22 protein-coding genes are annotated in these 26,734 nt (G+C 36.2%); 19 read left to right on the top strand and 3 right to left on the bottom strand.

All coding sequences use genetic code 11. The features are described from left to right. Positions 1–185 precede the first annotated feature (185 nt). Both NAG76_19950 and NAG76_19945 read left to right on the top strand, forming a co-directional pair. Positions 186–2,522 carry a UvrD-helicase domain-containing protein gene (locus tag NAG76_19950; GenBank protein URN94071.1) on the top strand — a complete coding sequence of 779 codons (2,337 nt, stop codon included), beginning with the start codon at positions 186–188 and terminating at the stop codon, positions 2,520–2,522. A gap of 178 nt (positions 2,523–2,700) precedes the next feature. Next, a complete protein-coding gene (locus NAG76_19945) occupies positions 2,701–3,048 on the top strand; it encodes a hypothetical protein (protein URN94070.1) in 348 nt (115 codons plus the stop codon). Positions 3,049–3,221: 173 nt separating this feature from the next. On the opposite strand, the gene NAG76_19940 is transcribed toward NAG76_19945, so the two are convergent. Beyond that, entirely contained in the window at positions 3,222–3,923 is a 702-nt protein-coding gene (locus NAG76_19940; protein URN94069.1) for a glycosyltransferase family 2 protein, read from the bottom strand. Positions 3,924–4,184: 261 nt separating this feature from the next. Here NAG76_19940 and NAG76_19935 point away from each other — a divergent pair, with 261 nt between their 5' ends. From NAG76_19935 to NAG76_19855, 17 genes are all read left to right on the top strand, one after another. Next, the gene (locus NAG76_19935) at positions 4,185–5,198 is read left to right on the top strand and encodes a glycosidase (protein URN94068.1); all 1,014 of its coding nucleotides are present in this window, start codon (positions 4,185–4,187) and stop codon (positions 5,196–5,198) included. A 330-nt stretch (positions 5,199–5,528) separates the two neighbouring features. Continuing rightward, positions 5,529–6,842, top strand: a complete 1,314-nt coding sequence (locus tag NAG76_19930) for an extracellular solute-binding protein (protein ID URN94067.1) — start codon at positions 5,529–5,531, stop codon at positions 6,840–6,842. 112 nt (positions 6,843–6,954) lie between these two features. Continuing rightward, entirely contained in the window at positions 6,955–7,827 is an 873-nt protein-coding gene (locus NAG76_19925) for a sugar ABC transporter permease (GenBank protein ID URN94066.1), read from the top strand. A 16-nt stretch (positions 7,828–7,843) separates the two neighbouring features. Beyond that, on the top strand, positions 7,844–8,674 hold the full coding sequence (locus NAG76_19920; protein URN94065.1) for a carbohydrate ABC transporter permease: 831 nt from the start codon (positions 7,844–7,846) through the stop codon (positions 8,672–8,674). Between the two features lie 28 nt (positions 8,675–8,702). Next, positions 8,703–10,481: a sensor histidine kinase gene (locus NAG76_19915; protein URN94064.1), complete on the top strand. Its 1,779-nt coding sequence runs from the start codon at positions 8,703–8,705 to the stop codon at positions 10,479–10,481. A 3-nt stretch (positions 10,482–10,484) separates the two neighbouring features. Beyond that, positions 10,485–12,107 (top strand): response regulator, encoded by a 1,623-nt coding sequence (locus NAG76_19910; protein ID URN94063.1) that lies wholly within the window; start codon positions 10,485–10,487, stop codon positions 12,105–12,107. A gap of 191 nt (positions 12,108–12,298) precedes the next feature. Beyond that, positions 12,299–13,054 (top strand): KDGP aldolase, encoded by a 756-nt coding sequence (locus tag NAG76_19905; protein URN94062.1) that lies wholly within the window; start codon positions 12,299–12,301, stop codon positions 13,052–13,054. Further along, positions 13,047–14,060 carry a sugar kinase gene (locus NAG76_19900; protein URN94061.1) on the top strand — a complete coding sequence of 338 codons (1,014 nt, stop codon included), beginning with the start codon at positions 13,047–13,049 and terminating at the stop codon, positions 14,058–14,060. The genes NAG76_19905 and NAG76_19900 overlap by 8 nt, the downstream gene beginning before the upstream one ends. Before the next feature lie 61 nt (positions 14,061–14,121). Continuing rightward, positions 14,122–15,183: a Gfo/Idh/MocA family oxidoreductase gene (locus NAG76_19895; protein URN94060.1), complete on the top strand. Its 1,062-nt coding sequence runs from the start codon at positions 14,122–14,124 to the stop codon at positions 15,181–15,183. Next, on the top strand, positions 15,180–16,037 hold the full coding sequence (locus NAG76_19890; GenBank protein URN94059.1) for a hypothetical protein: 858 nt from the start codon (positions 15,180–15,182) through the stop codon (positions 16,035–16,037). Before NAG76_19895 ends, NAG76_19890 begins: the two co-directional genes overlap by 4 nt. 46 nt (positions 16,038–16,083) lie before the next feature. Continuing rightward, entirely contained in the window at positions 16,084–16,941 is an 858-nt protein-coding gene (locus tag NAG76_19885) for a sugar phosphate isomerase/epimerase (protein ID URN94058.1), read from the top strand. 49 nt (positions 16,942–16,990) lie between these two features. Continuing rightward, entirely contained in the window at positions 16,991–17,881 is an 891-nt protein-coding gene (locus tag NAG76_19880) for a sugar phosphate isomerase/epimerase (protein ID URN94057.1), read from the top strand. 139 nt (positions 17,882–18,020) lie between these two features. Continuing rightward, positions 18,021–19,631, top strand: a complete 1,611-nt coding sequence (locus NAG76_19875) for an S-layer homology domain-containing protein (protein URN94056.1) — start codon at positions 18,021–18,023, stop codon at positions 19,629–19,631. Between the two features lie 273 nt (positions 19,632–19,904). Next, entirely contained in the window at positions 19,905–20,399 is a 495-nt protein-coding gene (locus NAG76_19870; protein ID URN94055.1) for a hypothetical protein, read from the top strand. A gap of 289 nt (positions 20,400–20,688) precedes the next feature. Further along, positions 20,689–22,326, top strand: a complete 1,638-nt coding sequence (locus NAG76_19865) for a spore germination protein (protein ID URN94054.1) — start codon at positions 20,689–20,691, stop codon at positions 22,324–22,326. Between the two features lie 42 nt (positions 22,327–22,368). After that, positions 22,369–23,466, top strand: a complete 1,098-nt coding sequence (locus NAG76_19860; GenBank protein ID URN94053.1) for a spore germination protein — start codon at positions 22,369–22,371, stop codon at positions 23,464–23,466. Then, positions 23,459–24,649, top strand: a complete 1,191-nt coding sequence (locus tag NAG76_19855; protein URN94052.1) for a Ger(x)C family spore germination protein — start codon at positions 23,459–23,461, stop codon at positions 24,647–24,649. The genes NAG76_19860 and NAG76_19855 overlap by 8 nt, the downstream gene beginning before the upstream one ends. Positions 24,650–24,729: 80 nt before the next feature. Here NAG76_19855 and NAG76_19850 read toward each other — a convergent pair whose 3' ends face one another. Both NAG76_19850 and NAG76_19845 read right to left on the bottom strand, forming a co-directional pair. Continuing rightward, the gene (locus NAG76_19850; protein ID URN94051.1) at positions 24,730–25,884 is read right to left on the bottom strand and encodes a Gfo/Idh/MocA family oxidoreductase; all 1,155 of its coding nucleotides are present in this window, start codon (positions 25,882–25,884) and stop codon (positions 24,730–24,732) included. Next, on the bottom strand, positions 25,881–26,726 hold the full coding sequence (locus tag NAG76_19845) for an aldolase (GenBank protein URN94050.1): 846 nt from the start codon (positions 26,724–26,726) through the stop codon (positions 25,881–25,883). Before NAG76_19845 ends, NAG76_19850 begins: the two co-directional genes overlap by 4 nt. Positions 26,727–26,734: the final 8 nt, after the last annotated feature.

Raw genomic sequence — 26,734 nt, 5'->3', positions numbered from 1 at the left:
TTTGTTTTAATAAAAATGTTTGATTATAGACATAAAAATAGAGTCCAATACATTGAAAAAAATGCAGACTCGTGGTAAATTTATATAGATAAGCAAATAATTAATAAATAGGTACAGTATTCCTAATATAATTATATTGCATTGTTGCTCATTAGTCAACCCTATATTTTAAAGGAGTGAATGCTATGAATTCGGAGTTTCTGCAGGAGCAAAAACGTGTGGATGATGTAATGGAGACGATTGCGGAGCAAATTAGTAAGTTAGAGGAAGAAACTTCACTACGAAAAAACGAAGTCGTAAATATTCGCAAAAACTTTGGGGATGAAATTAAGGTGAATATGGATAGCTTTGATGATTTTCTTGAGACAGTGATCAGTTTAAGACAAGAAACTCAAGCACTGTCCGTAAGTCAAAGCACCCACAAACATGCTTCTAAGAGACTATCTACGTTGCGCCGTATGCAGAAAATTCCTTACTTCGGCAGAATTGATTTTATAGAAGAAGGAATGCCACATCAAGAAAAGGTCTATATAGGTATTTCCTCCCTTATGGATAAGAGTGGAGAGGATTTTCTTATCTATGACTGGAGATCAACAATTTCAAGCGTTTACTATGATTACGAACCAGGTCCTGCCCAGTATGAAACGCCTGGAGGCATCATCCAAGGGGAATTGAAGAAGAAGTGGCAATATCACATCCGCGAAGGTGTACTTCATTCTATGTTCGATACAAGTCTCACTATTGGTGATGAGATTTTGCAGCAGGTTCTCGGTCAAGGAACAGATAAACATATGCATAGTATAGTAGCTACGATTCAGCAGGAGCAAAACCGGATTATCCGTCATGATCACGGAAGGTTGCTCATTGTTCATGGTGCAGCGGGCAGTGGTAAGACATCTGCCGCTTTACAGCGAATTGCTTATTTGCTCTACAAATATCGTGATAGACTGAAGGCTTATCAGATTATTCTATTTTCACCTAATTCAATGTTCAACAGTTATGTATCCAATGTTCTGCCGGAACTCGGCGAAGAAAATATGCAGCAGGTTACATTTCAGGAATACATGGATCATCGATTAAGCAAAGAGTTTCAGGTTGAGAATCCTTATGAGCAATTGGAATATGTGTTAACTACAGCTAATACCCCTTCACATCGTTCAAGAGTGTCGGGCATTCAATTCAAAGCATCTACCTATTTTTTTGAAGTCATAAAGTCATATAGAAATTCACTAGAGTTATCTGGAATGATATTCAAAAACATTAACTTTCGAGGAAAGCCAATAGTTACTGTTGAGCAAATTTCAGATGAATTTTATAGCAATGACAGCTCAATCAACTTCCATAATAGACTTGAGAAGTTAATGGAATGGCTCATTAAGTTAGTTTCGGAAACCGAAAGAGTGGAACAAGAGAAGCCATGGGTTCAGGAAGAAATTGAGCTTCTTAGCAACGAGGAATATTATCAAGCACATGCTTACTTAGCGAAAAAACGAGGCTTTAATAGAGAAGCGATTGCCGACTATGAGATGGAGCCGGAAGCACTAGCACAACTAATTGTTCGCCAGAAATTGAAGCCGTTGCGAAAAAGTATTCGGGAGCTTCAGTTCATCGATGTTAAGAGTATATACAAACAGCTTTTTATAGATCCCAAGCAAATCAAACAGTGGTTAGTGGGGGAAACACCCGAGGAGTGGGCGGATATATGTCAATCGACAACTGAAATGCTAGATGAAGGTAAATTATTATATGAAGATGCTACTCCTTATTTATTAATGAAAGAATTGATTGAAGGTTTTCAGACTAATAACGCGATAAAACATATACTTGTTGACGAGGCACAGGACTATTCGCCATTTCAGTTCGAGTTTATAAAACGATTGTTTCCATCGGCGAGGATTACTGTGCTAGGTGATTTTAATCAGGCGATTTTCGTGCATGCCAATGAAATGATAGATTTTAGCATACTTAGCAACTTATACGGACAAGAAGAAACAGAAGTCATTAACATGACGCGCAGCTACCGTTCAACAAAACCAATTATTGAATTTACACGTAAATTAGTTCCGAACGGGCAGCAGATTATACCTTTTGAACGTTCAGGGGTATTGCCAGTACTGACACAATTGTCTGATCGAGAAGAATTGCACCGCTGCATCAATTCTAAAGTCGAAATTTTACGAAGTGATGGTTATCATAGTATCGCGATAATATGTAAATCAGCGGAGGAAAGCAAGAACGCATATGTAGCGATGTCTAACGTTGAAAATATTAAACTCATAGAAAATGACTCCCCACATTATGAACAAGGAGTTGTCATCATACCATCGTATTTATCCAAAGGCATCGAATTCGAAGCTGTCATCATTTATGATGCATCTGAGTTAGTTTACAGTGATGAGAGCCTGCGCAGAGTTTTTTACACGGTTTGTACTAGAGCAATGCATAGTTTAAAGCTTTATTGCATAGGTGAACCGAACCCGTTTTTACGTGAAGCTATACAGGAAGGGCTAGTTCAAGTTTGACAAGGAAAACACCAATATGTTTGTAAGAAATGTAACCCATCTCCTTAATTGGTGATGGGTTACTTGTATAGTAACACAATGAGAATCAAAGCATGACTTACAAATTGTAATATATTTACACATTTCTAGTGATTTAGATGAATACTACATTGAGAATGATCCGGATCTAGAATATAAGATGGTCACTGTTAAAGTAGAAATGAAAAATGGAAAACTAATCAAATCAAGTAACTCAGATGGTGAATATATAGGTGTATATTACGAACCGTGGTTTTGGGGAACTAATACTGTAGATGATTATTATGTTATTGGAACTGAAAAATATTTCGATGGTGGATCACTTGGTGATGCATTCGATGATGCTACTGGTACCAAAAAAATTAAAAAAGGTGAAACGGCGAGTTATACTGCTGAAGGAAAAATTATTGTAGCTGTCCATAAAAATAAAACTGGCTATTTAGTTGTACAAAAGGAAGATGAGTCACTTAAATATGAGGATTCATTCATTTATTTCAAACTAAAATAAAGAGTGTCGAAGAAGGGTTAACTAACAATCATGCTCATATGATTGTCGGTTAGCTCTTTTTTTATAGCTACAGAAAATAATTGGAAAAACGTCAAAACGGACTCCCTTATTAGAAGATGAGTCCGTTTTGAAGTTATACAATATTATTTTAAGTCAAGGAAGAATTTTCAAGCTCAAAATTTGCGCACGGCGTACTGACGGAAATTCGTAGTAACGGCAACAGGCTTGCCGCCATGCAGGAATTCATTATCGTTCACTTGCCATGTGTGAGTGCTTTTATTTTTTCGGCGAATATATACGTAATTCGTTGGAGTAGTAGCGTATATTCTATAGCCTTTCTTCGAGCAATCTTTTAAAAATTTTACGTCCTCACCAACTGTGAGATTTGAGAATCGTACATTCTTAAGAATTTTTTTGCGAAATAATATGGTGCCTCCTTGAATAAAATCGACAGTTTTATTCTTTTCAAAAGGAGAACGAATGACAAGTTTTTTGCTTGCAGAAAGATAGACCAAACATGCGTGTTTGCCGACGACAGAGCTTCCTGTTCGTAGGAGTGCTTTTACTTGCTCCCTTAAATAGTAAGGTGAATAGAAATCGTCATTGTCAAATTTTGCGATAAGGGGATATTTGGCCTTGCTGATTCCACTATTCAAGCATTGTCCTAATGATACTCTTTCTGCTACTTTATAGACGGAGACATTGGGATAATTAGCTGCTTTTTTTTTCCATTCCTTTAAACTAATACTGTCTTTATTAATAATGATAATCAATTCTTTTTTTGTGTAGATCTGCTTCTGATAATTGTTAAAGATATTCATAAGAAAATCGGGATTATTAGTACATGTGATAATAGACACTCCAAGATCTGACAAGAGCTTTCCCTCCACTTGATAATAAATTAATTTATATAATGTATAATATTCAAATCTATGAGGGTCTGATTGGGCTTTGATTAAGTTAGTAGATAACTAGATGTTTTTTAGGTACTAGAGCAAAGATAGTAATATTTGATTTAAATAATATATTTCAATAATTATTGGATATAATCGATAGTTTGTTGGATATCATCGATAATTATTGCGTTATATAATGTTCCCAAGTAATGAACAACTACTTTGTTAGGAGGCTCAATCATGCAAATTACAAGACATCCTCAAAATCCTATTGTAGTACCTGGGTTGTTTGAATGGCGCAAAGCAACAGTGTTTAATCCAGCAGTAATTATTGATAATGGAAAATTTTATATGATTGAAAGAACGGCAGGTTCACTAACTCCTTGTAAAAATTATTTAGGTTTGTTAGAGAGTGAAGACGGAGTCAATTTTACTCATGTGAAAGATGAACCAATTGTCACTCCTGACATGTTGGGCTTTCCATACGGAAGTGTCCAAGATCCACGTATAGTTAAAATAGATGGTACTTTTTATTTGAACTACGCATTGCGTCCATGTGCAATGAACTATTACCCTACAGGATCAGGTCTCCCAGAGCGTTCAATTCCTGAATATCCAGATGGATGGGGAGAAGATCCACAACATTGGTTAACTCGTTCTAGTATACTACGTTCAAAAGATCTCATTAATTGGGAGTATGTATCGGATACTACACCTTTAGAAATTAATGATCGGGACAATATATTATTTCCTGAAAAGATTAACAATCGATTTGTATTACTAAGACGTCCTGAAGAGTATGTTGGTGATGAATACGGAACTGAAAAAGCTGCAATGTGGATTTCATACTCTGATGATCTTATTAACTGGGATGAACCAAAGTTATTAGCTAAAGCTGGCCCAGAAGATTGGGAGCAGAAAAAAATCGGTGGTTCAACGCCACCAGTAAAAACGGATAAAGGCTGGTTAGTTCTTTATCATGGAGTTGATTACGATAGTGTTTATCGTGTTGGCGCGCTTCTTCTAGATCTGGAGAATCCAGAAATCATTATTGCAAGAACGAATAATTATATTATGGAGCCAGAGCCGTATTATGAAAAATTTGGTTATCAAATTCCGAATGTAATTTTTCCCACAGGTAATGTAGTGAAAGATGGTATATTATACATTTATTACGGTGTTACCGATACAGCGATCGCACTAGCAACTGTTCCAATAGATGAGCTAGTAGAGTATATTTTAGCGGGTCACTAAGGACAAGATATATGAAGTTGGGTGAAGGTTGTTTGGATGATTTTCACTCAACAGATTAATATGTATCGTGAGTTTTTGAAATGGTAAATTGAAAACGCTTCCTAACATTGAATCTTCATTGTTTTATTCTTAATAGTTTGTATGTTGTGTTATATTTATGTCACTTAATATAACTTAAATTGTGATAATTTTAATTTTTCGGATATAATCGTGAATTGTTCGGATATTTTTATGAAGAAAATGCATTTACAATAAATTTATGACATGAATGAACGTATCAACAAAAAAACATGTCATAAAAGATATCATATTATAGGGGAGCTGATTGTTTTGAAACAAAAGAAATGGTTAAAATTTTCGTTTGGTACAGTAATGGCTATGGTAATGATTTTTTTAGCAGCTTGTGGTAACCAAAATGCGTCAAACAATGCAGGTAGTAAAAATGGAAGTTCTTCATCTGACGAAGTAATTACTTTAACGATGATGCATCCATGGACATCTCCAAACGTGGATAACGAAGTATATAAAGCACGGATCGCAGCTTTTGAAGAAAAATTTCCAAATATCAAAATTGAGCAAGATGGAGTAGCAGCAGCACAATACAAAACAAAGCTGTTTACACTTGCAACGGCAAACAACATCTCTGATATTAATGTGGTATGGCCTGGTGCTGATCTTGATCCTTTAGTAAAAGGTGACTTATTATTACCTCTAAATGACTACATGGATAACTGGAATGATGTAGTGCTTGCTGAATCACTAGTTGGATATAACGCGAACGGTAATCAATTAGCGATTCCAACTAAACGTAACTTTGTAGATATTATCTACTATAACAAAGAATATTTAGAGCAAGTTGGATATACTGAATTTCCAACTACGTATGAAGAGTTTATCTCTATGATTAAAAAGCTAAAAGAGGCTAATATTACTCCGATTTCATTAGGAAACAAAGAAAAATGGCCTCTTCAATCTTCATTCATGTCAATTATTGGTCAACGCTTTGCTGGGACAGATTTCTTGGCGAAAGTAATGGCTGGAGAAGCTAAGTTAACTGATCCTCAGTATGTAAAAGCAATCGCTGTAATTGAGGAGTTAACTGCTCTTGAAGCTTTCAACGTAGATGCGAACAACATGGACTCCGTTCAAGCTCAAGACTATTTGATTCAAGGAAAAGCAGCTATGCATATGTCATCTGCTACAGTTGATGGTCGTATTCGTACAACCAATGAAGAAGGTGATAAATTCGGTATCGCACTGTTTCCAAGTGTTCCAGGTGGTCTAGGTGATCCTAAAGAATCTGCGGGTGTTGCTCAATTCGGTATCTCTATTAAAAATGGTTTGGATGAGAAGAAACAAGCTGCAGCACTTGAATTCATGAAATTCTTTGTACACGAAGAATTGTATGTTGATTTGGCAAAAGCAGGTATCCTTGTTCCAGCTAACGTTGAAATGGGTGATGACATTAGTCCTTACTTGAAAGAAATGTATGAACTTACTAGTCACGGTACTGCACCAGTATTTGATGCAGTAATTAACACGCAAGCAGCAAAAGAAATTGAGAATGGTTTGCAGGCTCTTACAGTTGGTAGAAGTAACCCAGAAGAAGTTGCTGCTGATGCACAAGCATTAATAGGGAAATAACACTACACATCATTAATTACTATATTTAAGATGTAACAAACAAGCCAGTGTAGAGTGATTCACACTGGCTTCTTTTTAAGAAGAACATGAACTATTTGGAGGATGGTGCCAAATGCATACATTACGAAATACAAAGCTTGCTATATTTGTGGGACTACTCCCCTCACTAATCATTTATATTGGGGTCGCTATTATACCGATTCTGTTTTCTCTATACTATTCATTTTTTAATTGGGATGGAATTTCACCAAAAATTTTTATAGGTTTTGAAAATTTTGTTGATATATTTAAGGACGATATATTCTGGTTATCCTTAAAAAACAATGTCGTTATTATGATTACAGGCCTTATTGGTCAAATTCCTCTTGGGTTAGCACTAGCGTTATTACTTAATAAAGGATTAAAGGGTAATGGATTTTTTAGAACGGTGGGCTTTCTACCTGTAGTAGTTTCGTCAGTAATGGTTTCTCTTATTTGGGGGATGATCTATAACACAGAGTATGGTTTTCTTAATGGTATTCTAGGAGTTATTGGTTTAGAAAGCTGGCAGAAAAACTGGTTAGGTGATCCAGATTGGTCAATGTTATCAATCAGTTTAGCGTATATTTGGCAAAACTGTGGATTATACATGATTATCTTCTTAGCTGCTCTTCAAAATATATCTAGTGAAGTTAATGAAGCTGCTGAGCTAGATGGAGCTAGAGGGTTGAGAAAAGTATTTACAATTACAATTCCAATTATTCGCCCTACAATTCTAGTAACGATTATTTTTAGCATTAGTAACTCCTTCCGTGTATTTGACTTGATTCAAATCTTAACGGGTGGTGGACCTGCTCATCAAACCGAAGTTATGACGATCTACATGTACAATAATGCATTTGTTAGTAGACAATTTGGATATGGTAGTGCAGTTTCAATTCTAATCTTATTATTTAGTTTTATAGTTGTCGTAATAGCGAACAGGGTTGGTAGGGAAAAGAACTAGAAAGGAACTGAACAATATGAACAAAAAGACACCGTTGTATTATGTAATAGCTTACACGTTCCTTGGCGCGTTTGCTTTATTCAATATCGTTCCTATTTTCTATATGATAGTAGGTTCTTTCAAAACAGAGCAAGAATATGCAACTAGTCCATTTTCATTGCCTGAAGTATTACAATTCTCTAACTACGCAAAAGCGTGGGATATTGCAAACATGGATTTATATTTTATAAATAGTTTGTTAATTACATTTGCATCCTTGATGGTAACGGTCTTGCTCGGCTCCTTGGCTGCATATTTCTTATCACGATTTGAATTTAAACTTCGTGGCGCAACCTACGCACTTTTCTTATTGGGTATGCTTATACCTATTCATGCGACATTGATTCCGATTTTTATGATTATGAAAAATTTAAGTTTACTTGATACGTATCTATCGTTGATTTTACCGTATACGGCCTTTCACCTTTCATTGACTATCTTTATTCTAGAAGGGTTTATGCGTACTTTCCCTAGAGATCTAGAAGAGTCAGGAGTTATGGAGGGAGCTGGTTTATATCGTATATTTTGGTCTATTATCTTACCAATTACGCGACCAGCCATTGCAACTGTAGTTATACTAAACTTCATCTATAACTGGAACGAATATTTGTTTGCATTAGTATTAATTAGCTCTGAATCTCTTAAAACACTACCTTTAGGCATAGCTAATTTTGTAGGAGTTGAAACCGCCAGCTTGACCTTGCAAATGGCAGCACTTACAATTGCCTTAGTTCCAATTATCATCTTCTATTTATTGCTTCAAAAGCAACTAGTAAATGGTATGGTAGCGGGAGCGGTTAAAGGATAAAAGGGTTTAGATAAAGGGGATGCATCCAATGCGAAAAAACAAACGATTTTTTCGGAAATTCGGGCTAAGAAAAATCGCCATACTCATTTTTTTATTACTCGTCATTTTACCTACATTAGGAGTTGGCATCCTCGTACAATCTAGTTATACCAAAATTTTGCAAAGTCAATATATTGAATCAACTCTTAGAAATTTAGATACTGTCACTAACCAGCTTGAAGAACAATTCTCAATGGTAGAAGATGTAGCAAATTATCTTGTATATAATTCAGATCTTAATGCTTTTTTACAATCTGAAACAAAGGAATACAGTGAAAGTAATTCAAAATTAAGAGAATCAGTTGAAGGATTTCTTACTTTTCACGTATTTTCTAAGTCTTACATTAGGAGTATTTCGATTAAAGGTCTAAATGGTTTTTCGATTGAAATGGGAGAGCCCATAACAGGCGACGAAAGTTTTTGGCTTAGAGAAGCGACTAAAAAACGAGGGAAAATAGTTTGGAGTGACAGCTACGCGGTGGATAGTGGCTGGAATAGTGAGGTAAGAGTAGTCTCTCTATTCCGAGTGCTCAATCTCTATAAGGACGTAACGACACCACTTGGTAATTTAACAATTCGACTAGATGAAAAAAACATTGTACAGTTACTCGAGAATGAGCAGTATCGTGATGAAGGGGCAGTATTTGTAGTAGGTCCAAACGGAGAGCAAATTCTTCAATCAGATAAAAATCTAACAACGCAATTAAACGCTAATGATATTATTTATAATATGAATAATAATAACGTAAGAGATTTGAAATATAAGACAGAACATGGCAGTTATTACACGTTTCTAAGGGAGATGGATGGAACCGATTGGACAATAGTAACCGCTATTCCAGAATCGGTTATTAACGAAAAGTTAATTAGTGTTCGTCACATGATGAATGGTGTGTTATTCGGCATATTGCTTCTACTTATTACTGCATTAATTGGATTTCAATATACAATTATTAATCCTATTCTGAGATTAAAAAATGAAACAACCAGGGTTATGATGGGCGATTTCAATGCTCGTGTTCCAGTAAGATCTAACAATGAAATATCGGATTTGAGTCGCAGGTTTAACAAAATGGTAGATACGATTCAAGAGTTGATAGATCACAAATATAAAATGGAAATTAGAGAAAGAGAATCTGAGTTGAAGCTAATGCATAGTCAGATGGATCCTCATTTCCTATACAATACGCTTGATACGATAAGGTGGACAGCGCGGTTAGAAAATGCAGAGCAAGCAAGTCACTTAATTGAGATGCTCTCTAGATTTTTCCGTTCAAGTATGAACAATGGTCATTATGAAACAACGCTTCTACAAGAAATGCAGTTTGTGCAGTCCTATCTCATATTGCATCAAGTAAGACTTGGTTCTAGGTTACATTATGGTTTGTTTATGGAATATGATTTAGCTGATGTTACTTTACCTAAGACGATTATTCAGCCTCTTGTGGAAAATTTTTTAATTCATGGTTTTATATCAAAATCTAAAAATAATTGGATAAGAGTCCATGCATATCGCAATGGTGAAGAAGTATGGATTGATGTTCGTGATAATGGCAAAGGGATTGATACGGATACGTTACAACATGTTCAGGCCAAATTAAGAAATCGTCAACAATCTAATGATAAAATTGGAGCTTTACAAAATATAAATGAACGTCTCAGAATTTATTTTGGCTCTGGAACTGGCATTGAATTTATTACTGGTCGTGAAGAGGGAACTTCGATAAGAATTAAGATTCCTTATGTCAATTCAAATGGTGGTGGATAATTCATGAATAGCCTATTTCATAAAACTTCTAAGGAAAATCAACAATTAAAACGATTGATCATCGTTGATGATGAACCAATTATTTGCGAAGGATTAAGAAAAACAATTGATTGGGGTCAACTCGGAATTGAAGTCGTGGACGTAGCCTATGATGGTGAAGAAGCTTTAAACATTATCCAATCTCAGCCAATTGATATCGTATTATCTGATATTCGAATGGATGGTATGGATGGTCTGAAGCTTGCTGAGCGAATAAGAGGGAACTATCCAAATATTAGAATTGTAATGATTAGTGGCTATGAGGATTTTGATTACGCGCGCAGTGCGATGAGACTTGGAGTGAGCGATTATTTATTAAAGCCAGTAGATATCGATGAATTGAAATCAGTCGTCATCCAGATCGTTGAAAGTATTAATGAAAAAAATATTGAAAGCAATATTGAAATAGGAAAAGATGATGAGTCTCTTTGGTTTAAAAATGCGATTCAACAAAATTTCTCTGATGAAGAAGTGGTACCATTAAGACGTTTGGTAGGTGCAAGTGGGACCTACAGAATTATTGCAAGTCAGTTAATGGATTACTATAAATACTATGGAACATTGAATAAAGAGGAAAAATGTAAGCTGCAGCAAGATTGGACAGAGCATATCCAATCATATTTGCAGGAGGCAGGGATGGAAACGATTATCTCATTTTATCATCCCAATGTTCTCTTCGTTTTTATATATGATAAAAAGCAAAGTGACAATTCTCTAAACTTAGAAAATAAGTTAAAGGAAATTTCAACAAAATGGAAACGCGAAAATGAAATGTATTTTGCTATATCTGAACCTTATCATGATTCGAAACAAACCTCTGCAATATGTGAACAGGTAAGAAAACTGCTTCCATACCATATGTTGCATGAGGGCACTGTTTTATCAGCTGAACACTGTGTGTTAATTGAAAGTATAAGAAAAGTAAATTGTGTTCATTCGGTTTCGCAAGAATGGGTAAGTCAACTAGGAAATATATTACATCGTCAGGATTGGGTAGAGGCGGAAAAAATGGTACGCGACTTTGTGAAAGTGTTAAGGGATAAAAAATATCTTTGCTCAGAGCTGGTTGCTATTTTCGAAGAGCATAAAGTGTTATTGAGACAACGACTTCACAACAACAGTTTTTCATTGGAACAATTGCAAGAAAATCAACAAAATATTGATTTGAATATACACAATACTTATACATCTGTTGAACAAGAGATTGTAGACGAAGTGCATCAATTATTTGAGTTAGTAGGAACACAGTGTAATAACAAAAGCTTTTGGATTGTAGAGAAAGCGATGAAATATGTTGCTGAAAATTATAGCGATGATATTAAAGCTTTTGAAATAGCATTATGGCTGAATATTACACCAAATCATTTCAGTAATATTTTCAAACAAAAGACAGGAAAGAATTTTAAAGAGTACATTAATGATGTTCGAATCAATCATGCAAAACGTCTATTAGCGGGTACGAATGATAAAGTTTTCGAGATAGCTGATCGTGTAGGATATAAAGAGTACAAATATTTTGTATCGGTATTTAAGTCGGTGACAGGAATGACACCGAAAGAGTATCGTTCAATTTATGTGAATGTATAACAATAACTCCCATAGATGTTTTCAAACCACAGAAAGGTGTAAAGTAACAACCGGTTGAATAGATCTGTGTTTACTATGTGGGAAACGCTTACAAAATTTCTATGCTAAGTTTATTCATTAGTGGATGCATGCTAAGTATGAATTGAAACGATTTGCATCAACAATAAGCCAGATTATTGGAGGAGCCAAACATGAGTAATATGGATAAGCGTTTATATAAAGGTAAAGTTGCTTTAAATGTGCTCACTAATTCTATTCAAAATGCAAAAGATATTTTTGCAGCTGCAGAAGGACATGTGTTAGTAGGTATTCTATCCAAAGCATATCCAGATGTGCTAAGTGCAGTAGCGGCAATGAAAGAATATGGCTTAGTAATTGATAATGCAGTATCGATTGGTTTAGGGGCAGGAGATAGCCGCCAAGGTGCTGTTGTAGCTGAGATCGTTAAACATTATGCAGGAGCACATATTAATCAAATATTCCCTGCTGTTGGTGCCACATCTGCCAATTTAAATAGTAGAAATAGCTGGATTAATAGCCTTGTATCACCGTGTGGCAAACCTGGTTTTGTAAATATATCGACTGGGGTTTTTAGTGGGCAACAAGAGGAAAAAGCAATTGTTCCTGTAAAAGCTGCGATTGCACTAGTGCGTGATATGGGTGGTCATGCACTGAAATATTTCCCAATGGGTGGTCTGAAATCTATAGATGAATATCGTTTGGTTGCTAAAGCATGTGGAGAAGAAGACTTTGCATTAGAACCAACAGGCGGCATTGATCTCGATAATTTCAGTCAGATATTAGATATTGCATTAAGTGAAGGTGTTCCACAAGTTATTCCACATGTATACACATCTATTATAGATTCAGTAACAGGTGCCACGAAAATTGAAGATGTTCAATTGCTTCTTGAATTGGTAAAAGAAGTGGTTGGTCGCTATGAGTAAGATCGCATCCTTCGGTGAAGTAATGATGCGTTTAGAGGTTCCGCGATATGCAACACTGGAACAAAGCAGTACATTACTTTATTCTTTTTCCGGAACGGGAGTTAATGTCGTTTCTGCTCTATCTCGTTTTGGTCATCAGGGTATTTTATGGTCTGTACTACCTCAAAACGCGCTTGGTGATGCTGCTATTTCATACTTGCGTCGGCTGGGAATTCAGACAGAATATGTCGTTAGAGATGGTAAGTATATCGGTAGCTACTTTTTAGAGCAAGGTTTTGGTGTGAGACAAAGTAGAGTGACTTATTCAGACCGCTGGGGAAGTAGCTTTAATACAGCAGACTTTAAAAAGTTTTCTTTTGAAAATTATTTGGATGATATTGACGCGGTTCACAGATGCGGAATCACACTTGCAATGAACGATCAGATTCGTCAAGCGCTAAGGCGTATTGCATTATCTGCAAAAAAAGCAGGTAAATTAGTCATCTTTGATTGTAACTATCGTCCTTCATTATGGGGAGAAGCAGGATATGAACTTGCTCGCCCGCACTATGCCGAGATTCTACAGCTTTCAGATATCGTTTTCATGAATGAGATGGATGCCATTCATCTTCTTGGACTACCGACTAGCGAAACTGAGCGTAAAGCACAATTAGAGCAATTGATCCCTCTAGTAGCTAAGAGCTATGGAGTGCAAACAGTGTCAGGGACACATAGAAAAATTAATGAAGATGGTACTCATTCCTTAAATGGTTACATATTTAAAAAAGGGAAGTTCCATTATTCAGATCCAAAAAGTTTTACAGTGTATGATCGCGTTGGGGCAGGAGATGCTTTTGCAAGTGGAATTATACATGGAGAGTTAACTGGTAAACATCCAAGCGATAGTGTTCAATTCGCGGTAGTTGCTGCAATGCTTGCACATACCGTTGGTGGAGATACGCCAATAGCAACTGAACAAGAAATTTTACAAGCTATGCAGCATGGTATGAGAGACGTTTCGCGCTAAATATAAATCTTCTGTGAGCTTAATCCATCAATAGGACTATTAAATCGGAGGCTGTGAAAAGATGAAGAAATTAAAAGTTGCAATTATTGGTTGTGGTCAAATCGCTCGTACGCAACATCTGCCAGCATATGTTAAAAGTGGAATGGTGGAAATTAAGTATTTGGTAGATGGAATTATTGAAAGAGCTGATGAATTAGCTACAGAATTTGGAATTCCATATACAACTACTGACTTCAATGAAGTATTGTCTGATCCAGAAATTGATGCAATTTCAGTATGTACTCCTAATGCTTCTCATGCTCCAATATCAATCGCAGCATTAAAAGCAGGGAAACATGTTCTATGTGAAAAACCGGCAGCGATGACCTATGCAGAAGCATTAGAGATGAAACAAGCTGCAGATGAAAATCAAAAAATACTTAACATAGGTGTAGTCAATCGATTCAACACTGCAGTTAATAAAATTAAAGAGCTAATTGAGACAGGAGAACTCGGTGATCTATATCATATCTATTGTTCATTCCGTTCACATCGTTCAATTCCAGGCTTAGGCGGTCCATTCACAATGAAAGAAAAGTCTGGCGGCGGTGTATTGATCGACTGGGGTGTCCATTTCTTGGACTTGATCTTCTATATTCTAGGGGAAGAGACAAAGGCGCTAACCGTTTCAGGTTCTACTTACGGTGCACTAGGCAGTCAGATGAAAGATTACGCATATACAAGTATGTGGGCAGGTCCTCCAATCTTAGATGGTACATTTAATGTAGAGGATTTCATCACAGGTCTAATTCGTACGAATGGTCCCACTATCAATTTAAATGGTGCTTGGGCTCAAAATATCGGTGAACGTGCGATGTTTATAGAATTTCTAGGTACTAAAGCGGGTATTAAATTAACGTATGGTGGCGATTTTACGATCTACTCTAGTAAAAATGGAATGTTATACGAGACAGCAGCTACTTTCGTACAGGAGGATATGTTTGCTGCGGAAGTCAAAGCGTTCCTAGAATCTATTATTTCAATGGAAAAAAATCGTGCAAATATTGATCACACACTTATTACTACTCAAGTTATGGATGCCTTGTATGAATCTTCTACACGAGGTAAAGAGGTTAATCTATGAAAAAAATAGGTTTTATTGATTACTTTTTAGATGAATGGCATGCAAATAACTACCCAACTTGGATTCGTGAACGTGCACAAGCTTTAGGATTAGATTGGGAAGTAACGTACGCTTGGGCCGAGATAGATAAAGCTGAGGGATTAACAACAGAGCAATGGTGCGAAAAAGAAAATGTTCAACGTGTTGCGACTATTGAAGAATTGATAGCTTTGTCTGATGCGATCATCATATTATCTCCAGATCATCCTGAGCACCATGAGAGACTTTCAACAATTGCGTTACAATCGGGTAAACCAGTATATATGGACAAAACGTTTGCACCAAGTTTGAAAATTGCCAAGCGAATTTTTGAAAACGCTAAAGCTGGACATACTCCTTTATTTTCTTCTTCTGCACTTCGCTTTGCGTTAGAAATACAAGAGCAAAAAGCGATTTCATCTAAGAATCCAATCGAGTTTCTAGCTGTTTCTGGTCCAGGAAGATTTTCTAATTATGCTGTACATCAATTTGAAATGATTGTTACTTTAATGGGTACAGGTGCAAAGAGAATAAAGAGCTTATCAACAGAGCAAGGTCGTCATTTTATCATTGAATTTGAGCAGGGTCGACAAGCCTCATTTATGCAAATGAAAATAGCTCCATTCCAAGCGATGCTAACTTATGTCGATGGTGAAGGTCAATTCATTGCAGAATGTTCGGATATGTTTAACCAATTAATTGAGCACATATTGAGATTCTTCGAAGACCAACAGCTACCCGTTAAACCAGAAGAGACTTTAGCGGTCATAGCGCTGATAGAAGCAGGAGAACAAGCATTAGTTCAATGTGATGAGTGGATTGAGATAAAAGCATAAATATCAAGATGGTTGACTTAAGAGAATGATTAAGGAGGTAGTATATATGAAATTTGGAATTAGTACCTATAGCTTACACAATGCGTATGCATCAGGGGAGTTGTCATTAGAAGGTGTAATTGAAAAAATCGCTGAACTTGGCGCCGAGCATGTTGAAATTGTTCCGTTAGGCTATAGTTTAGTTGATCAGCCTGAGTTGATTGATGTAATTAAAACGACAGCAGAAAAAGTTGGGTTGGAATTATCGAGTTATGCTATCTCTGCAAACTTCTCAGGTTTAGATGATGAAGCATTTGAAGATGAAATTTTTCGTGTAAAAAAAGAAGTTGAAGCGTGTGCGAAGCTAGGTATTACTAGAATGAGACATGATATTGCTAAGTCAGAGGATATTTCAATAGGTCATTTCTTACAAGAGTTACCAAGACTAGTAGATGCATGTCGTCAAATTGCTGATCATGCTGCAACTTTCAATATTACGACAAGCATCGAAAACCATGGATACTATGTTCAGCATAGTGATCGAGTTCAAGCGATTGTTTGCGAAGTAAATCGTGCTAACTTCCGTACTACAGTGGATATAGGTAATTTCTTATGTGCAGATGAGGATCCTGTGGTGGCTGTGGCTAAAAATATAAGCTTAGCATCAATGGTTCATTTCAAAGATTTCTATATTCGTCCGTCACATCACCTTCTAGAAGAGGATTGGTTTAGATCCTCAGGCGGAAAATGGTTAAGAGGTGCTATTTTAGGCCAAGGAGATATAGATATCCCTGCAATTTTAAAACTAGTGAAGAAAAGTAGCTACGATGGATATATTTCTTTAGAATTTGAAGGTATGGAAGAATGTACTAGAGGGACTAGACTTGGTTTACAATATCTAAAACGAGTTTGGCAAACCATCTAAGTTTCATAATAAGTAGCCTTATATATGAATTGATGAGGAGGAATGACAAATGGAAAAACCAATCATGACGAATAAAATTGGGGTTATCGTTGATAGTTTTGGAGTAGGGGTTAAAAATGGGTTAATTAAAGCAAAAGAAGTTGGTGCGGACGGGGTGCAAATTTATGCTGTAAAAGGTGAATTTGATCCTGAAAATTTGTCTCCATCTGATCGAAAAGAATGGAAGGCATACATTGCTTCTTTAGGGTTAGAAATTTCAGCATTAGTCGGAGATCTTGGTGGACATGGGTTCCAAGACCCTTCATTAAATAAGGCGAAGATTGAAAAGTCGAAACGCATTCTAGACCTTGCTCTTGATCTAGGCTCAAATATAGTGACAACACATATCGGAATTGTACCAGAAGATAAACAAAGTCAAACGTATAACGTGATGCATGAGGCATGTGATGAATTAAGTCGGTATGCACATAGCTTAGGTGCATACTTTGCTATCGAGACAGGTCCAGAACGTGCCAGCCATCTGAAAATATTTTTGGACGAATTGTCATCTAAAGGTGTTGCCGTAAATTTTGATCCTGCTAATATGGTTATGTTAACGGGTGATGATCCAGTTCAAGGTGTATATACATTAGAGGACTATATTGTACATACTCATGCTAAAGATGGTATTAAGCTATCCAACATTGCTCCACGTGATGTGTATGGAGAGTTCGGTTACGAGGTTGAACTTGATCATGATAAAATTGCTGAAATGGCTACAAATGGACCAGCTTTTCGTGAAGTTCCACTTGGTGAAGGTTCTGTCAATTGGGATGGATATTTACAAGCATTAAATGATATTGGATATAAAGGATATTTGACAATTGAACGTGAAGTTGGCGAGAAACCAGAAGCGGATATTCAGTTAGCCGTACAGTTTTTGCAATCATTTAGAAAATAAGGCCTCAAAACTCCTGATCTCTTGATGTCAGGAGTTTTTTACTTACTTGATCTAATCTATTAATCTTCCAATATTTCATCGATGTATTAACATTCATTCCTTGATACAATTTCTATATTAGTATTCTAGGAGGAATCTCGTGAAATATAATTTAAGTAAAATGATAGCGACAGTCGCAATCATATGCGCAACAAGTTTCTTTATTCAATACATATCTGCAGAAGAAAAACTACCTTTTGATGATATAAGCACTAGCTATGCAAAAAATGAAATTATACATTTACATAGTAAAGGGATAGTTTCAGGGACATCAGAGACTAGTTTTTCACCTGCTCAATCCATCACTAGAGCTGAATTTGTTACTGTACTAGGGCGACTGCTGAAGCTGAATCCTGCTGAAAGTCCGGTTACTTCTTTCACTGATGTACCGAAGAATGCCTGGTACTACGGTTGGATACAGGCAGCAGTACAGCTTGAACTTGCGAGTGGTAGATCTAGTACAACTTTTGCACCAAAGGAAGCAGTTACGAGACAAGAAGCTGCAGTATTATTTGCTAGAGTGTTAAAACAATCAAATAGTACAACTAATAATCAAGCAGCGTTTAAGGATGGTCGTCAAATTGCGGATTGGGCAAGTTATTCTGTTGCTGTTCTTAATAAACTGGGATTAATGAAAGGTGATGAGACGGGATATTTCCGTCCAACTGACCCCATTTCAAGGCAGGAAATAGCGGTTCTCATTAATCGAGTATTGCAAAATGCTGACTGGGCTGCAGAGTTAGCGGGTAAGCCGAAAGAACATATTGTAATAGGCTGGCAGTATGGGCAAACAAGAGCAGAGTATGAACGAAATATATTGAAATCTAATGTAAATACGTTATCTCCTCGTTGGTACTTTGTTGAGGAATCAGGTTACCTAACGGATAAAACAGAAACTTCGCTTGTTTCGTGGGCGAAGAACAATGACAAGCAAATTTGGGCAATGGTAGGCAATCGATCTGATCAGGAAGCTACACATCGAATGCTATCTAGTGAAGCGGCTAGAAATATAGCGGTTGATCAATTAGTAAAAGTAGTAACGAAATATGGACTAGATGGACTTAATCTAGATTTTGAAAATGTACATTCAGATGATCGGACATATTTGACGACGTTTGTTACTTTATTAGCCCGAGAATTGCATGAGGTAAATGCAGTATTATCGATGGATGTGTCGCCTGATCTTGGAACGGATTGGACGGAGGCTTTCGATTATGGTTCTCTAGGCAAACAAGTAGATTACATGGTAATGATGGGTTATGATCAACATTATGATGGAGTCAAGTATCCTGGGCCGAATGCTTCGCTCCCATACATTCAAAATGCTATTAATACATTATTAAAAGTCGTACCAAATAATAAAGTGATATTGGCTATGCCTTTATATAATCGTGACTGGACATTAAAACAAGATGGTACTGTTGCATCTAGTGAGTATATTTCATTAATTAAGCAAAATCAGTTGATCGATACTTACAGTTTGAGACCTGTATGGAATAATTCACTGGGGCAATATACTGCGAGCTATAAGTCAAATTCAGTGAAACATTCAATCTGGTTGGAGGATTCCCGTTCACTAATTACAAAATATAAATATGTTGTTAGCAAAGACTTAGCTGGTATCGCCTATTGGTATATAGGTGGAGAAAGTTCAGATTTATGGACAAGTATGCGTAATGCCGAACGATACTTTAATTATTCATTTAATTAATATGTTTGGTAACTGATAGAGTAATTCAGTAAAGTTATCTGATTGTTTATAAAAGGGATACTAGGGCGTGTGTTCAATATTATTCCGTATACACGCCCTTCTGATATGAAACTGAGTGTTTTTATAGAAAATTTCGCAGTAGTAATGATAGTTATTACATTAATACTTGCTATTTGTAAAAGTTCTTTTATTGAATAAAAAGGGATTTGAAACTTTGAGAGGATATGTTCCGTCTAGGTCTAGGAAAGACTATAGGAATGGAGGATATGCTGGATGAAGAAAATTTCAATTTTAGTTCTTTACATAGCCCTGATGTCGGCAATTCTAGTAGGTTGCCAATCCGAAGGTAATGCTACAATGGATGCAGATAAAACTCGTTCAAAGCAGCAGGTAACTAATACTAATAATTCTGATATCAAACTTAACCAAGAAGTTAGCGAAACCAATAATCTTGAAAGTGAAATTGAGTATATAAGTATTACTAATTTATTCAGCAATAGTGAAACAGTCTATCATGATGATAATTCAAATGAAACTTTGAAAAGTATCATTGCGAGTGCGGAAAGAGAACCTGGAATTGTAAATATGACTAATCCAGAGTATAAAATGATGGTTGTGTATAAGAATGAAGACAAACAAAATTTTAATATTTGGATAGCCGAAACTGATGGAAAGAGCGCGTTGATGAATTCTTCTGACACAAACACTATATATTCGATTTCGAAAGAAATGAATAACAAGTTACTTGAATTACTTAAAAAGCAGTAGCTATTTCATATTAGGTAATTCAAATAGGGTAGGATTCCAAGGAATCCTACCCTATTTGCATAGCAAAATAACAATTCAAAATCTAAGTCGCATTGTACAAGAACTAGTAGAGACCTCTACGCTTCAAACATGGATCTGGAGTTTCTAAAAGTCAACTCGTTTACTGAGCATAGCTTACTATCGGAAAAGTTGAACTGAACTTATATCTTAAAGCTAAACTTAACAGTATAATTTAAGCTCTTTAGGTAACAATAACCACAAATCTTTCTTAAGAATAGGAATGAGAATAATGTGGTCATCTCTTATTTCGTTTATCCCAAGCTTTTCTGTCTTTTTTCAAGCACTCATGATGCTGTTAATCCCTCAAACATTTTTTTTTGTTACAAAAGTTTACCGTGAGCGTGTCAGAATATTTGAAAAAAACTCACAAAATCATCAAACCAATGAAAACAATAGTGATGAAAACCAAGATGTTCCCAAAATTGCAGGTCATTTAGATAATGATTTAGAGTTACTTAAAGTAAAGATAGGGCATAATAGCGACGTGCATTTTAGAGATTTCAATATTAAGCTGTTGAATCGTAAAGCTACTCTTATTTTTGTGGAAGGGATGCAGCAAAGTGATTTCATTAATAAACATATTCTAAATCCACTCATGATCGAGGGTTATTCACAAAATATTCCTTACCAAGTGAACATAGCTAAATATGTGAAAGAACACTTGTTACCTGTAATTCATGTTAATGAGATGGATAACATACATACTCTTTCAAGGATGATTTTATATGGCTATACTGGGTTACTTATAGATGGGATGAGTACGGCTCTTTTGGTAGGTATACCAGATGCGCCTTCGCGTTCCATTGAAGAGCCTGTTTCTGATGCATTGATAAGAGGACCGCGTGTTGGATTCACTGAAGTACTAAGTGAAAATACAGCCCTGCTTCGCAGACATGGTCTAAATGATAATTTAGTTATAAATGCTGATTATGTAGGAAACAAATCACAAAAAACAATGGTCATGGCTTATATGAAGGATATTGCTAACGATGAGCTTGTAAGTGAGATTAAGGATAGAATAACAAAGTTAGATTTTGATTATTTTGCAGAGTCGGGATACGTAGAACAACTAATGGAAGATAATATATTTAGTCCATTCCAGCAATTTCAAAATACAGAAAGACCAGACAAAGTGATTGCCGCTTTACTAGAGGGTAGAGTAGCTATATTGCTTGATGGAACTCCTTTTGCATTAATAGCACCTGCAAGTTTTATGATGCTGTTTCAGTCACCTGAGGATTATTATCAACGCTGGATTTCTGGAACGTTTACAAGAATTTTGCGAATAGGAGTAGCTTTTTTATCACTCTTTGCACCTGCACTATACATCTCATTCATTTCATTTAATCCAGGTTTGATACCAACACAGTTAGCAATGTCAATTATTGAGTCGAGACAAGGAGTACCATTCTCTTCTATTTTAGAGGTGTTAATTCTAGAAATTTCAATTGAAATTTTAAGAGAATCTGGAATTAGATTACCTAAACCAATTGGACCTGCAATGGGAATTGTTGGAGGTCTTGTAGTAGGTGAGGCGGCAGTACGAGCCGGGTTAGTAACCCCTTTTCTTGTGATTGTTGTTGCTTTAACTGCAATCTCCTCATTTACAATACCAGAATATAGCTTAGGGATATCAATACGCTTACTCCGATTTGTGGCAATGTTTTTCGCCGCTATTTTAGGATTATATGGCACAATCATTTTCTTTTTACTACTAAGTACCCATTTGATACATCTTCGAAGTTTCGGTTTGCCGTACTTATCGCCAATTGCACCTTTGCAGGCAGGGGATAATAAGGATGTATTACTGCGGAGTCCGTTTAAATTTATGAGAGATCGACCTAAAAGTCTCAAAACAAAAAAATAAAAAGCGCATATAAGCTGTTATTAGCTAAGGAGGATTATAAGGATGTTCGTTACGAAAGACGATCGTATTTCAGCTAATCAAGCAATGGCAAGTATGACTTGTACCACTCTAGGCGCAGGGTTATTAGTGATGCCAAGAATACTTATCCAAGACGTTGGTACACCTGATGTGTGGTTAACGTTATTGCTTACCGGCATCCTTGTTGTTCTAGCCTTAATATTTTTCATCAAACTATCTCAAAAATTTCCGGAACAAACGTTATATCAATATTCTTCAAAGATATTAGGAAGACCTCTAGGTAATTTGGTGTGTTTATTATTTAGCTTATATTTACTACTTACCTCTGCTTATGAATTGAGAATCCTTGCTGAAGTAATTGTTTTTTACTTATTGGAGGGAACTCCTAAGTGGGCCATTGTCATACCGTTCATGCTAGTAAGCTACTACTTGCTTTTAGGTGGTGTCAATGCGATGATGCGATTATTTCAAATTGTGCTCCCGATAACTATTATCATTATAATAATTGTATATGGTTTAAGTTTCTCTATGTTCCATATCGACAACTTAAAACCAGTTTTCGGTAGTGGTATTTCTCCTGTGTTTAACGGTTCTATTCATAGCTTCAACAGTTTTGCAGGATATGAGCTTGTTGCAATATATTTTGCCTATATGAATGAGCCTAAAAAAGCAATTAAGTCTTTTGCAATTGGTTTGGGATTGGTCGTAGTTATATATTTGATTGCGCTAATTCTAGTTATAGGGTCTTTATCATTGGAGGCAGGGATGCTAAGCACTTGGCCGACAATTGATCTCGTGCGAAATTATGAGCTAAAGGGATTCTTCTTCGAGCGAATTGAAATCTTGTTCCTTGTCATCTGGGTAATGCAGCTATTTTGTGCATTTTCTAGCATGTATTATGGAGCTTCACTAGGTTTAAGCCATGTATTAGGCAATAAGAAGCGCCCAATTCTTTTGGGTCTGTTGCCAGTAAGTTACATCTTTACAATGGTGCCTAGAAACATCAATGATATTACTGTACTTGGTTATGTGATTAGCTACTACTGTATTTTATTATTTATTATTGCATTAATATTATTTATTGTGTACAGCTTTAGAAAAAGGGTGATCTCGCATGTGTAATGTTTCAGTCATTACGATGAAGATAGTAAGTATAATTATCTTAATGGTTCTAGTTAGCGGCTGCTGGAGTAGCAATGAAATTGAGGATCTAAGCTTATACCTAGGTCTGGCATTAGATAAAGGGGAAATCTCCAAGCATGAAGAAATCATGAATGAAAAGGGCAGTGATTTTCCTAACAAGCACTTACTAACTGCAACAGTTCAAATTGCACCGCCTCAAGCTGTCCAATCTACTAACCCTTCAAATTCAAGTAAATTATATAACAATATTACACAAACGGGTGATTCCTTAATTGAAATACTTCGAGAATTTGCGATTAGACAGAATAGACCAGTCATTGCACATCATTTAAAGGTCGTCATCATTTCAAGTGAGTTAGCTAAAGAACAGCATCTAAATGAGTATATTGATTTCATGTTGAAAGACAATGATATTCGTCCTAATTGCTTAGTCTTTATCACTACAGGTAAAGCTGCGGAACCGTTAAGTTTTAATGAGTCAGGTATACTACCTGCTTTGTATATAAAGAATCTCATTGATAATCATAAACGTTCAAGTCGAATAATGACGCCTATAACACTAAATCATCTTAATACCTTTTTGCATTCTAAACAGAGCTTCATGTTACAAAACATAATTAGTACAGATAATGAGATCAAATTTAGCGGAAGTGGAATTATAAAAGGAACTTCCGGCAAATGGGTAGGATATTTAACAGAGGAAGATGTTAGTGCGATTAATTGGATCACTGATAATGTTAAGGGTGGACTTATTAAGAGCTACAACTTACATGATGAGGTTATTACCTATGAAATAAAAGAAGCTAAGAGTAAAATTAAATCAATTGTTGAAAATGGAAAAATTAGCTTTAAAGTCACGATCAAAACAGAGGGGAGATTAATTGAAAATTGGGATGTTAACACATACGCATCAGATCCTACTTACTTAAAAGAGGCAGAGAAAATTTTTACTGATAGTTTACACAAACAACTTGAAGAAGTATTAAAGAAACTACAGGAAACCTACATTGTCGAAGTTGCTAATTTCGGAAAAACATTAAAGCAACAACATCCTGCTGCTTGGAAAAAAGTGAGTGATCAATGGGATGAAGAGTTTAGTGAGTGCAATGTAGATTTTGATATTAAGTTGGAAATTACGGATTTTGGTGCCTCTACACAATAATGAACAGGATATCTACCCGACATTATGGGGGAAATATCCTGTTTTTTATTAAGCATAGATAAAGAATGTTAGAAATATCATTAGTTCCAGTTAATGGAGATGGTTTGACCTGTACGATGAGAATCTAAAGCTGCAGTAAATAAACGATGACTATCTGTTGCTTCTTCTGGTAATGCACATTGAAATGATTGCATCATTGCTTTACCGTTAACGACTTCATCACAGAATGCTGCCCACATCTGTAAAATTGAGTCTGAGAAACCAAATTCAAAAATAGTTCCAGTTATAGTCTCATATGCAGATTTATACGGAACATCTACAACGTGCCAAGCTTGCTGTTGACCGGAAGTATAAGGGAGTGAGGATATTTGCTTAGGATTTTTGGTTGAAAATTCTGCTGAAAACTTAGTTCCGTTAATCCGAAGAAACCATGTATTCATATGCCCTGGTGCGATTCGTTTCGTAGATAATACCATAGGGAAATTTGAACCATTAGCACTCACATCACAGGAAAGGATAGCATTATCCCATGTTTCACAAGGTAACATTCCACCTGTACCATCAGGTCGCTGATCTACAATTTTGGAAAGTAATGACCGAACACTGTTCGGCTTCCATCCAAATCGGAGGGGGAGATGAAGCACATGTAGACCCAAATCACCCATACAGCCATATTCACCATTTGATTGAATTTGTCGTTTCCAATTGATTGGCTTGTTTGGATCTAGATCACTTGAATGCCAAAATCCTGCTTCCACATCAATAATTTTCCCAAAACGACCGTCATTGACCCATTGAACAATTTGTTGTGCTCCAGGGAAAAATGGAAACTCAGAAGAACATCTAACAAGCACATGGGGATTTACATCCATTGCAGCTTGAATCTGATAATTTGCATCCAAATCAATCCCAAAAGGTTTTTCACCTAGTAAGTGCTTACCAGAATGAATGATGTCGATATAAATTTGAGCATGCAGATGATGTGGAACTGCGCAATAAATGGCCTCTATATTCGAATCTTCAAGCAAATCTTTATAATTGAAATAAGTACGCTCTACGCTATTGATATTGTCGTGAAACCATTTTGCTGCATCTGGATTAGCATCACAAACTGCTACAATACGCGGCTCGAAATTAACTTGTGTCAGATGAAACCATCTAGCCGTAACACTAGCAAATTCTTTTCCCATCAAACCACAACCAATGACTCCAAAGCGAATAACCTTTTTACTCATCGGAAGTCTTCTCCTTTCAAAATATGAAGTGCTTTTTCTTCCGTTGCATGTTGATGAACAATGTCCATCAACGCTGCGATCATTCCAGTCGGATTAGGATGTTGTATTACGTTACGACCATAGACGATTCCTGATGCTCCTTGATTCATTAGTTCTACAGTGCGAGAAATGATTTCTTCATCACTAGCTCTACCACCGCCTCGCACAAGAACCGGTATTCCAGATGCTACTTCAATAATACGATGATATTCCGTTACATCATCACAGGGATCTGCTTTAATAACATCTGCTCCAAGTTCTACAGCCTGACGAACAAGCGGCATAATCTTCTGAATATCGCCATCTACCATATAACCACCTTTGACATCGTTAGGAAGCATCACTAGTGGTTCAACCATCAAGGTCATACCATATTTCTCGCACTCCGTTTTTAAGTGAGCAACATTTCTTATACATTGATGGTGAAGTTCTGGTTGATTAGGAAGAAGTAACAGATTCACACAAACAGCTACTGCATCCCACTTTACAGCTTGTTCAACGGCTTGATGAATTAACTCACTGAACAATACTTGAGGTAATTCTGAACTATAGATGTTAGCTACATCTGTACGTAATACTAATCCTGGTTTGTTCTTTCCGGGTATTTCTTGGAGGAAACGAGCTTGACCAGGGCTTAGTTGCACACAATCTGGGTTTGTGGCAACTACTGTTTCTATTGTTTTTTTCATGTTTTCAATTCCAGATAGAAACGAGTATTCGTTAAAAAATCCATGATCGATTGCAACATCAAAGCATTTGCCTTGCTCACTAAACATACGGTTTAAACGTGGTTTACGAAACATATTCTACT

It is taken from the genome of Candidatus Pristimantibacillus lignocellulolyticus, assembly GCA_023639215.1.
In the GTDB taxonomy this organism is placed as follows: Bacteria; Bacillota; Bacilli; order Paenibacillales; family Paenibacillaceae; genus Pristimantibacillus; species Pristimantibacillus lignocellulolyticus.
The sequence above is the reverse complement of the archived record's forward strand: the minus strand, read 5'-3'. Positions and strand labels throughout refer to the sequence as shown.